This is a genomic window from Thermoactinomyces sp. CICC 23799, from assembly GCF_016055145.1.
Lineage (GTDB): Bacteria > Bacillota > Bacilli > Thermoactinomycetales > Thermoactinomycetaceae > Thermoactinomyces > Thermoactinomyces intermedius.
On record NZ_JAECVV010000012.1, the window covers coordinates 56,140 to 67,227 of the forward strand.

The 11,088-nt window shown below is 51.3% G+C and carries 10 protein-coding genes, 1 rRNA gene and 1 riboswitch; all 11 genes read right to left on the reverse strand.

From position 1 onward, the window contains the following. Positions 1-5: 5 nt before the first annotated feature. Positions 6-599, reverse strand: a complete 594-nt coding sequence (purN, locus tag I8U21_RS14220) for a phosphoribosylglycinamide formyltransferase (RefSeq protein WP_181732847.1) — start codon at positions 597-599, stop codon at positions 6-8. Further along, complete coding sequence (gene purM / locus I8U21_RS14225; protein ID WP_198054155.1) at positions 596-1,630, reverse strand: phosphoribosylformylglycinamidine cyclo-ligase; 1,035 nt, start codon at positions 1,628-1,630, stop codon at positions 596-598. The genes purN and purM overlap by 4 nt, the downstream gene beginning before the upstream one ends. Continuing rightward, a complete protein-coding gene (purF, locus tag I8U21_RS14230) occupies positions 1,627-3,051 on the reverse strand; it encodes an amidophosphoribosyltransferase (RefSeq protein ID WP_198054156.1) in 1,425 nt (474 codons plus the stop codon). Before purF ends, purM begins: the two co-directional genes overlap by 4 nt. Then, positions 3,015-5,297, reverse strand: a complete 2,283-nt coding sequence (purL, locus tag I8U21_RS14235) for a phosphoribosylformylglycinamidine synthase subunit PurL (protein ID WP_370527096.1) — start codon at positions 5,295-5,297, stop codon at positions 3,015-3,017. Before purL ends, purF begins: the two co-directional genes overlap by 37 nt. Continuing rightward, positions 5,287-5,970, reverse strand: coding sequence for a phosphoribosylformylglycinamidine synthase subunit PurQ (gene purQ / locus I8U21_RS14240; protein WP_181732837.1), 684 nt, complete (start codon positions 5,968-5,970; stop codon positions 5,287-5,289). The genes purL and purQ overlap by 11 nt, the downstream gene beginning before the upstream one ends. Position 5,971: 1 nt before the next feature. After that, on the reverse strand, positions 5,972-6,223 hold the full coding sequence (purS, locus tag I8U21_RS14245) for a phosphoribosylformylglycinamidine synthase subunit PurS (protein WP_181732838.1): 252 nt from the start codon (positions 6,221-6,223) through the stop codon (positions 5,972-5,974). Continuing rightward, complete coding sequence (gene purC / locus I8U21_RS14250; protein ID WP_181732839.1) at positions 6,216-6,935, reverse strand: phosphoribosylaminoimidazolesuccinocarboxamide synthase; 720 nt, start codon at positions 6,933-6,935, stop codon at positions 6,216-6,218. The genes purS and purC overlap by 8 nt, the downstream gene beginning before the upstream one ends. A 60-nt stretch (positions 6,936-6,995) precedes the next feature. Beyond that, positions 6,996-8,294, reverse strand: a complete 1,299-nt coding sequence (purB, locus tag I8U21_RS14255) for an adenylosuccinate lyase (RefSeq protein ID WP_181732840.1) — start codon at positions 8,292-8,294, stop codon at positions 6,996-6,998. A 17-nt stretch (positions 8,295-8,311) separates the two neighbouring features. Further along, a complete protein-coding gene (gene purK, locus I8U21_RS14260; RefSeq protein ID WP_232337686.1) occupies positions 8,312-9,511 on the reverse strand; it encodes a 5-(carboxyamino)imidazole ribonucleotide synthase in 1,200 nt (399 codons plus the stop codon). Next, on the reverse strand, positions 9,508-9,996 hold the full coding sequence (purE, locus tag I8U21_RS14265; RefSeq protein ID WP_181732841.1) for a 5-(carboxyamino)imidazole ribonucleotide mutase: 489 nt from the start codon (positions 9,994-9,996) through the stop codon (positions 9,508-9,510). Before purE ends, purK begins: the two co-directional genes overlap by 4 nt. A 101-nt stretch (positions 9,997-10,097) precedes the next feature. Continuing rightward, positions 10,098-10,199: riboswitch (purine riboswitch) on the reverse strand. Positions 10,200-10,992: 793 nt separating this feature from the next. Continuing rightward, positions 10,993-11,088, reverse strand: a 5S ribosomal RNA gene (rrf, locus tag I8U21_RS14270); the annotation flags it as partial.

The window sequence follows — 11,088 nt, forward strand, 5'->3', positions numbered from 1 at the left end:
CCTTATCAGCTGTACTGTTCTTTAATCCCGATTTCACCGGCAATCCATTTTTGAACAACCTCGGGATACAACCGGTGCTCTGCCTGATGCATTTTTTCCTCAAAGGTTTCCAGAGTGTCCCCTTTTTCGATGGAAACCGGGACTTGTGCCAAAATCCGTCCGGTATCCATTCCTTCATCAACCAGGTGAACCGTGACGCCGGACACACAAACCGGATGGCAGTAGGCTTTCAAAATGGCATCTTTTCCGGGAAACGCCGGCAACAATGAAGGATGGATATTGATAATCCGGTCGGGATAAGCCTCCAGCAATGTCGGGCCAATCAACCGCATATATCCTGCCAGCACGATCCGGTCAATCCCATGTTCCTTTAACACCCCGAGCAGCCATCTTTCATAAGACGCTTTATCGGCAAATTCCTTGGGGCTCCGTTGAATGGCCGGAATCTTCAACCGTTCAGCCCGCCCGATCACACCGGCTCCCGGCCGGTCGCAAAACAACAGCCGGATTTCATCTGCCCAAGCGTGCTTGCGGGAATGGTGGACCAGCGCTTCAAAATTGCTCCCGTTACCGGAAGCAAAAACAGCTACACCCACTATGCATCCCCTCCTGTCCACCGGACGGGTTGGGTACCGATTCCGATGTTTCCGATGATCCAAGCCTTCTCCCCAAGTTGCCCGGCAGCTTGAGCCACCGCTTTGGCTTCTTCTTCAGGGACGATCAGGACCATGCCGATTCCCATGTTGAATGTTTGGTACATTTCTTCAATACCAATGGCTCCTTCTTTTTGAATCAAGGAAAAAATCGGTGGGATCTCCCATGAAGACCGGTCAATCACGGCACAAGCCCCCTCCGGCAAAACGCGGGGAATATTTTCCACAAACCCGCCTCCGGTGATGTGGGCCATGCCTTTGATGGTAAATTCCCGGAGAAGCGTCCATATGGTTTTTACATAAATGCGGGTCGGGGTGAGCAACTCTTCGCCCAGGGTTTGTCCCAGTGCCGGAATTTCTTCGTGAAGTGAATGTTTTTGGTTCTGAAGCAGCACTTTCCGCACCAGGCTGAACCCATTGCTGTGGAGTCCGCTGGAAGCAAGCCCGATCAGGACATCGCCTTCTTGGATGTTCTTCCGCGGCAAAAGATTCTTTCTTTCGGCAACCCCCACTGCAAACCCGGCGATATCGTATTCTCCCGATGAATACATTCCGGGCATTTCCGCTGTTTCTCCCCCGATCAACGCACAGCCTGCCAGTTCGCATCCATCGGCGATTCCCTTGATCACTTTTTCGGCCTGTTCGGGAAAAAGGCGGCCGGTGGCCAAATAATCCAGGAAAAACAAGGGCTCTGCCCCTTGAACAATGATATCATTCACACACATGGCCACACAATCCACGCCGACGGTATCATGTTTGTCCATCATCATGGCAATCAACAGTTTGGTCCCGACGCCGTCGGTTGCCGAGACCAGTACCGGCTCCTCATAAGGCTTTAAGGCAAACAATCCGCCAAATCCGCCGATGTTCCCCAACACTTCGGGACGCATGGTTCTTTGCACATGCTTTTTGATCCGTTTGACGGTCTCATTGCCGGCCTGGATATCGACTCCTGCGGCCTTGTACGCTTGACTCATGATTTCCCCTCCAATGTCAGTCCCTCTTCCACTTCGGTCGGATATTCACCGGTGAAACAAGCCAGACAGTGCCCGTGGTTTTGATCGGATGAAGTGTATCCAATGGCATTCAGCATTCCCTTGGCGCTGAGAAAAGCCAGCGAATCGGCGCCAATCTCTTTGCAAATTTCATCGATGCTTTTCACCGCCGCCACCAACTGTTTGCGGTCCGGCGTGTCAATTCCGTAAAAACACGGATTTTTCACAGGAGGGGAACTGATGCGGACATGAACTTCCGTGGCGCCCGCTTCCCGCAGCATCCGTACAATCCGGCGGCTGGTGGTGCCCCGGACAATCGAATCGTCCACCATGACGACTCTTTTTCCGGAAACCACACCCTCCACGGCGCTTAACTTCATCCGCACGCCTTGTTCCCGCAATTCCTGGCTCGGTTGAATGAAAGTCCGTCCGATATAGCGGTTTTTAATCAATCCCAACTCGTACGGAATGCCCGTTGCTTCGGCAAACCCGATTGCCGCTGAGGTGCTGGAATCCGGCACCCCGGTCACCACATCCGCTTCCACCGGTGCTTCTTGCGACAAGATTCTTCCCATCCGCTTGCGGGCCGCATGCACATTCACCCCGCGGATCAAACTGTCCGGACGGGCAAAATACACATATTCAAATGCGCAAAGCGCGCGTTCTCTTTTTCCGGCAAACCGGGTGGTTTTCATCCCGCCGTTCCGGTCGAAAACAATCATCTCCCCCGGCTCGATTTCTCTTACCAATTCTGCGCCGATCACATTAAACGCACAGGTTTCGGATGAAAAGACATGAGCCTCTCCGATTTTCCCCATGGCAAAAGGACGAAGGCCGTGCGGATCCGAAGCGACGATCAATTGATCATTGGTCAGGATGAGCAAAGCATAGGCGCCGACCACTTGCTTCAGGGCTTCTTTGACGGCTTCTTCCAGTGTCGGGGCTTTTGAACGGGCAATCAAATGGGCAATGACTTCCGTATCGGATGTGGTTTGAAAAATGGATCCTTCTTTTTCCAGTTGCAAGCGCAACCGTTTGGCATTCACCAAGTTGCCGTTGGTCGCAATCGCCAATTTGCCCGACGAAAAATTAAAGAGCAAAGGTTGGGCATTTTCCAATCCGGATCCCCCGGAGGTGGAGTACCGGACATGGCCGATGGCGGTGGTTCCCTTTAACCCTTTCAAATTCGCGGAATCAAACACTTCGGTCACCAGCCCGGTCCCCCGTTTGGCAAACAATTCCCCGTCCTCAGCGGAAACAATACCGGCACTTTCCTGCCCCCGGTGTTGCAAAGCGTGCAAGCCGTAATATGTGAGCAGCGCGGCATCCGGATGTCCGATGATCGCAAATACACCGCATTCTTCGTTTAACTCATCGAAGTCGAAGATGGATTCATCGCGCATGAAATGGCAGCCTCCCATCGTTTGCTCAAAAGATCAACATCTTGGTGAATAACACCGCGCCCGTTTACCGAGACCTTCAACTTACGTTCACCGGTCACTTCCCCGATTTTGCGGCAAGGAACTCCGTATTGGCGGGCAATCTCCTGAATCTGACCCGCATTTTCCGGGGAAGCGGTGATCAAAATGCGCGACTGACTTTCACTGAACAAACAGACGGCCGGTGCCAAGTCAGTCTCCACGGAGACGGTTGCCCCTTTTCCGCCGGAAATACAAGATTCGGCCAGAGCCAAAGCCAAACCGCCTTCGGACACATCATGCGCCGATTGGACGTATCCGGAACGAATGGCTTGAAGAACCGCTTTTTGCACAGCCTGTTCTTTCTGAAGATCACATACCGGCGGCCGGCCGCTGACCAAGCCCGTGATCAGATGTTGCAACTCGCTTCCTCCCAATTCGGCATAAGTGTCCCCCAGGAGGAAAATCACATCCCCGGCGTTTTTAAATGATTGCGTCGTGATATGCTCCCGCTTTTGGATCAGCCCGACCATTCCCACCACCGGAGTCGGGTAAATCGGATTTCCTTTGGTTTCGTTGTATAAGCTGACATTTCCGCCAATAACTGGGGATTCAAGCACGCGACAAGCCTCGGACATGCCGTCAATTGCCTTGGACAGCTGCCAATACACTTCCGGTTTTTCCGGGTTTCCGAAATTCAGGCAATCCGTGATGCCCAAAGGCTCAGCCCCGGAACAAACCACATTTCGCGCCGCTTCACTGACGGCAATTTTTCCTCCCTGAACCGGATCAAGGTAAACATAACGCCCGTTTCCGTCGGTGGACATGGCCAAGGCTTTCTCCGTCCCGCGAAGAATGACCACCGCGGCATCCGATCCCGGCCGCACCGCCGTGCTGGCACGCACCATGTGGTCATATTGGCGGTAAACCCACTTTTTGCTTCCCATGTTGGGGGAAGAAACCATCTGCAAAAGCGCTTGCCCGGGATCAATATCTTTCAAGTCTTCTTCCGGTTGGACCGAAGCGTTTTGCACATAATATTCCGGGACTTTTTCCTCCCGGGTATAAACCGGGGCGTCATCCACCAGCGTATTGACCGGAATGTCAGCCACCAATTGGTTTTGGAAATAAATCCGGTAACGGTTCCCTTCAGTCACCTGCCCGATCACGGCGGATTGCAAGCCCCACTTCTTGCAGATGTTCATGATTTCTTGCTCCCGTCCTTTTTCCACCACCAGAAGCATCCGTTCCTGGGATTCGGAAAGCATGATCTCATAGGGGGTCATTCCCTTTTCGCGCTGGGGAACCAGATCCAGATTCAGTTCCAATCCGTGCCCGCCTTTGGCCGCCATTTCGGCACTGGAACAGGTGAGTCCGGCGGCGCCCATGTCCTGAATCCCGATCAACATTTCCTTTTTCACCATTTCCAAACAAGCCTCAAGCAGCAGCTTCTCCATAAACGGATCGCCGACTTGAACCGCCGGACGTTTTTCCCCGGCCGATTCATTCAACTCTTCACTGGCAAACGTGGCTCCGTGGATCCCGTCCCGTCCGGTGCTGGAACCGACATAAATCACGGGATTTCCCGGACCAATGGCAACCCCTTTTTGCAACTCGTCATGATTCAAGACACCCACGCACATGGCATTGACCAACGGATTGCCGTCATATGCATCGTCAAAAACGACTTCCCCGCCCACGGTCGGGATGCCGATGCAATTTCCATAATGGGCAATCCCGGCCACAACTTGTTCAAACAGATAACGGACCCTCGGGGAACGCAAATCGCCAAACCGGAGCGAATTTAAAAGCGCAACGGGTCTGGCGCCCATGGAGAAGACATCCCGGATGATGCCGCCCACCCCGGTTGCGGCCCCCTGGAACGGTTCAATGGCTGAAGGGTGATTGTGACTTTCGATTTTAAAAACAACGGCTTGGCCATCATCAATGTCGATCACCCCGGCTCCCTCCCCGGGCCCTTGAATCACCCTTGGACCCTGGGTCGGAAACCGCTTCAACAACGGTTTTGAATTTTTATAACTGCAGTGTTCTGACCACATGACACTGTAAATCCCTGTTTCCGTCCAGTTCGGCAAACGTCCCAGATGCCCGGCAATTTGTTCAAACTCCTGATCCGACAGCCCCATCTCCCGGTATAATTTTTTCTCCTTGATCACTTCCGGGGAGGGTTCATTGCCCAACTTCTCGATCACTTTGTTCTCAAGCTGCACCGCCATTCTCCTTCCCGTATTTCAACATCGATTGAAACAGGCGTCTTCCGTCTTCGGATCCCATCCACTCGTGAATTGCCCTTTCCGGGTGGGGCATCATGCCCAGCACGTTTCCTTCCCGGTTGCAAATGCCTGCGATGTTTTGCACGGAGCCGTTGGGATTTTCATCCGCATAACGAAACACAATCTGCCCGTTTTCTTCCAACCCGGCGAGGGTCTTTTCGTCACAGTAGTAATTGCCTTCCTGATGCGCGATCGGAATCCGGATCCGTTCGCCTTCCTGATACTGCATCGTAAACGGGGTTTTGGCGTTTTCCACGCGCAGGGTCTGAAAATCACAGAGAAAAGAAAGGTTTTTGTTTTTCAACATCGCTCCCGGCAACAATCCGCTTTCCAGCAAAATTTGAAATCCGTTGCAGATACCGATCACCAGTTTTCCGTCTGCCGCTGCTTTTTTGACACCTTGCATCACCGGGGAAAACCGTGCAATGGCACCGGAGCGCAAATAGTCGCCGTAAGAAAATCCTCCCGGCAAAATCACGGCATCAAACGAAGACAAATCCGACTCATGATGCCATACCGGCGTCACCGGTTCGCCCAATACGTCTTCAACCGCATGGATACAGTCCATGTCACAATTGGATCCGGGAAATACGGGAACCGCAAATTTCACGTCAGGACACCCTCTCCAGTTCAAAGGTATAATTTTCTATCGTTGGATTGGCCAACATTTTTTCACACATCGCTTGAACCTGTTTCTCCGCCTCTTCCCGGCTGTCACATTCCAGCATCATCTCCAGGCGCTTGCCGATGCGGACATCGCTCACTTTTTGAAACCCGAGGGAATGCAATGAACTTTTGACGGCCACCCCCTGCGGATCCAGAACACTTTCTTTCAGCGACACGAAGATTTCAGCTTTAAACATGGCTATCCCCTTCCAAACGATTCCAAATTTTTCGATAAGATTCCACAACCTGGCCGAGATCACGGCGAAAACGATCTTTATCCAGACGCTCCCCGGTTTCTTTATCCCAAAAGCGGCAAGTATCCGGTGAAATTTCGTCCGCCAACAATATTTCACCCTTTTCATCCGTTCCAAATTCCAATTTAAAATCCACCAACATAATTCCCCGTTGATCCAACCACTCCGACAAAAAGCGGTTCACCTGCAAAGCCATCTCTTTGAGTCGGGCTCTTTGCGCAGGGGTTGCCAGATTCAAGATGGCCACATGGTCTTCCGTCAAAAGCGGATCCCCAAGCTCATCATTTTTGTAATAATACTCCACCACCGGTTGCGGCAGGATTTGTCCTTCTTCCAGCCCCAGCCTTTTGGCCATGGAACCGGCCACCCGGTTTCTCACCACCACTTCCAGCGGGATGATGTTCACCTTTTTCACCAGTTGCTCGCGTGCGGAAACTTCTCTTACAAAATGATGTGGAATGCCTTCATTGCTTAACAGTTGAAAGAAGAAGGAACTGATCCGGTTGTTCAATTCGCCTTTGCCTGAAAGCTCAGCCTTCTTCTCACCGTTAAAAGCCGTTGCCGCATCCTTGTACCGCACCAAAACCAAGGAAGGGTCACCGGTTTTAAAAATTTGCTTGGCCTTTCCTTCGTATAACATCTCCAAGGTATCCATTGCCCTGCTCCTTTCAAAGGAAGGTGGGAGGGAAGCCGGAAAACCGGCTTCACCGCGAAATCAATCATCCAACCCCAACCGGGTGAAAATCGTGTCCACTTGTTTCAAGTGGTACCGGTAATCAAAGCAATCTTCCACCTCTTCGGGGGTTAATGTCCGGGAAATCAGCTCATCTTGTTTCACCAGGGGCTTAAACGGACGCTGTTCCTCCCAAGCCTGCATGGCCAAACGCTGGACGCGGTCATATGCCTCTTCCCGTTTCAGGCCTTTGTTGATGAGACTGAGCAGCACCCGTTGTGAATAAATGAGACCGAAGGTCCGTTCCATATTCCGTTTCATGTTCTCCGGGAATACGGTCAAATCACGAACAATGTTGGTGAAACGATTCAACATATAGTTGAGCAAAATCGTGGAATCCGGCAAAATCACCCGTTCCACCGATGAATGGGAAATATCCCGTTCATGCCAGAGAGAAACATTTTCATATGCGGAGACCATGTGTCCGCGAACCACCCGGGCCAATCCGCTGATGTTTTCGCAACCGATCGGATTGCGTTTGTGCGGCATGGCCGAAGAACCTTTTTGTCCTTTGCGGAAAGGCTCTTCCACTTCCCGGGTCTCGCTTTTTTGCAAGCCGCGAATCTCGGTGGCAAACTTCTCCAGCGATGTGGCAATCAGGGCCAAGGTGGAGAGGTATTGCGCATGACGGTCGCGTTGCAGGGTTTGCGTCGATATCGGGGAAGGTTTCAACCCCAGTTTTTCGCAAACATATTTCTCCACAAAAGGATCAATATTGGCATACGTTCCGACCGCCCCGGAAATTTTTCCAACCCGCACGGTCTCCATGGCTTGCAAGAAACGTTCTCTGTTTCGTTTCATCTCTTCCAGCCACAGGGCCATTTTCAGTCCGAATGTGGTCGGTTCCGCATGAACCCCGTGGGTGCGCCCCATCATGACGGTGTATTTATGCTCTTTGGCTTTTTCTTTCAACACCTCAATCAAACGGTCCAGGTCTTTGAGCAAGATTTCATTGGCTTGCTTTAAGAGATAGGAAAGCGCCGTATCCACCACGTCGGTGGAGGTCAATCCATAGTGAACCCATTTGGATTCCGGTCCCAAAGTTTCCGCCACCGCCCGGGTGAAGGCCACCACATCATGGCGTGTCTCCTGTTCAATTTCATAAATGCGGTTCACATGAATTTCCGCGTTCTTGCGGATCTGCTTGACGTCTTCTTCCGGAATGACGCCCAATTTGGACCAAGCCTCGCAGGAAAGAATCTCCACTTCCAACCATGCTTGGTATTTGTTTTCTTCGGTCCAGATTTGTCCCATCTCGGGTCGCGTATAACGTTCAATCATTGCTTTTCCACCCTTTTTTAAGAATCTCTATTATAAATAACCTTTTTTTCTTGTTCCGTCAAAGGAGGCCAAATTCCGCTCCCGTCCATCCACTGAACCGCTTCTTCCATGGACCGGCCGAGCAAGGTCAGATGCCCCATTTTCCTTCCGGGCTTTGCTTCCTTTTTTCCGTACCAATGCGGCTTGATATCCCCCGGGAGCCGGGGAAAATGCCGCCGGAACATTTCCATGTGCTCTCCGAGGAGATTCACCATCACAGCCGGCTTTACTTGCTCCGCCGGTCCGAGCGGCAGCCCGGCAACGGCACGGATCAACTGTTCAAATTGTGAAGTCAGGCAGGCATCGTAGGTGTAATGGCCGGAATTGTGAGGCCGGGGAGCCAGTTCATTCACCAGCAGCCTTCCGTCTTCCATGCAAAACATCTCCACTGCGATGAGACCGACAACCTCCAAAGACTCCGCGATCTGTTTGGCCCAATGGACGGCCTGTCGGATGACGGAATCGGAAACCGGAGCCGGGGAAACCGACAGATGCAAAATATGATTGCGATGCACATTGACAGCCGGCGGAAAAGCAGCCATTTCTCCGTGAATACTCCTGGCAACGACCACCGAAATTTCTTTTTCAAAAGGAACCCATTCCTCCAGTATGAAGGGTTTGCCTTCTCGAAACAGGCCGTCCGGCAACCGGTTCATATCATCCCGGGAATGCAAAATCCACTGTCCTTTTCCGTCGTAACCGCCCGTTGTCGTTTTGAGCACGGCCGGCCATCCCAACTCTTCCACTGCCTGCATCAGATCCTGAAACGTATTCACTTCTTGAAAACGGGCCACCGGAACACCCGCTTGCCGGAGCGCTTTTTTCTCCCTCAACCGATGCCGGGTGGTTTTCAACAACCGGCTTCCCTGTGGAAGCGGCTTGATCTTTTCCAGGTGTTCAACCACTTCCGGAGGGATGTTTTCAAATTCATACACAATCAAATCGCATTGTCCGGCCAGTTTGGCCACGGCAGCCCAATCGTCATATTGAGCCGCAATGTGCCGGTCCGATGCTTGCGCTCCCGGACAATCGGGATCGGGATCCAGGGTCACAAAGTGAAAACCCATCTTTCTCCCTTCATTAATGATCATTCTTCCCAATTGTCCCCCGCCTAAAATACCGATGGTTTGGCCCGGAGAGATCAATGCTTGCGGTGTTTCCTCCAAATTTGAATTCAAGCAAGATCACTCTCCTTCAACACCCGCTCACGGATCTGCTCCCTTCGTTGCTGCAGGAGTTTGCGAATTTCCGGATCGTTGATGCCGAGCATTTCCGCCGCCAGCAATCCGGCATTGACCGCGCCGGCTTTGCCGATGGCAACGGTTGCCACCGGAACGCCTCCTGGCATTTGCACAATGGACAACAAGGAATCCAATCCATTCAGGGAAGATGTTTTGATGGGAACCCCGATCACCGGCAATACGGTTTTGCTTGCCACCATTCCCGGCAAATGGGCGGCTCCCCCTGCCCCCGCTATTATGACTTGAATGCCCCGGTTTTCAGCTTCACTGGCATATTGAAACATTTCATCGGGGGTGCGGTGGGCGGAAACGACTTTGCTTTCATAGCTGATTCCCAATTCGTCCAACACTTCACATGCATTTTTCATTGTCGGCCAATCTGAGGTGCTTCCCATAATCACTCCGACTTTTGCCTGATCCATGGTTCCTCTCCTTTTCAAAAAGATAAGCCTAAACAGCAGGTTTTCTGAAAAAGGGCATGAGAAAAACTACTGCTTAGGCTCATCTTCCTTCAAGAAGATCCCACCAACAGTTTTTTTCTCATAGCCGGGAAATTTACGGTTTCCTGGTAGAGACGCTCAAGCCATATTCCTGAGCATATATGAGAAAACAACAGCTATTTAATTCACTATCAGTGTAACAGGAACCCATGGAACACGTCAATATAATAAACGAACATTTACAGATAACAAATTTCTCCTTGTTCGTGTTTTTTGCAATAAATTTGGTTTTTCAAGAAAAAAATTGGCCTTAAGCAACACAAAATCCGTAAAAACCTTGTTTAAGACCCGTTTGATACAAGAAAAAGCCGTTTCATTCCGCTTCCATTCCATGGCTGCAGAAAAAACATCCGGGCTTTCTTTTCCTCATTTTGCATCGCCTGCTTTGTCCCATCCCGCCGCACATCTCTTACTCCCCCTGTATCGTCAGATGCGGGTATGATATTCCGGCCAAATGCAATTGCCACTTTCCGCTTTTAACCGGTTTTTAAATCGGTTTTCCGGACGATTAATTTTTTAATCCATATCCGGTCTGCACCAAGTCCAAACGTTCTTCCTCGGGCAAGATGGATGATTCCGGATTTTTTGACCGGCTCTTAGATATTTTCAACGGCCCCAGACAAGAAACATCAAGTCCTTCATGTTGAAAATTTGTGCATTCAACCTGACGATTTGCCTGCTTTCTGTAATTTCTGCGTGACATTTTTGTTGATAATCCACACATTACATTTCATCCTTTGGCTGAAACGGATGCCTTCAACATTTTGATTTGGAGAGGAAAACCAGTTCATTTCTCTCTTTCCACATCCTTTCTACAGCTCTCCCAAACCATTGCCACCGCCACTGGCCAACCGTTTTTAACAAGCATAAAAAAACCACCTTCAGCAAGACTGCTGAAGGTGGTTCGGGTGACAATTTGCCTGGCAACGACCTACTCTCCCAGGGGTCATCCCCAAGTACCATCGGCGCTGGAGGGCTTAACTTCCGTGTTCGGGATGGGAACGGGTGGATCCC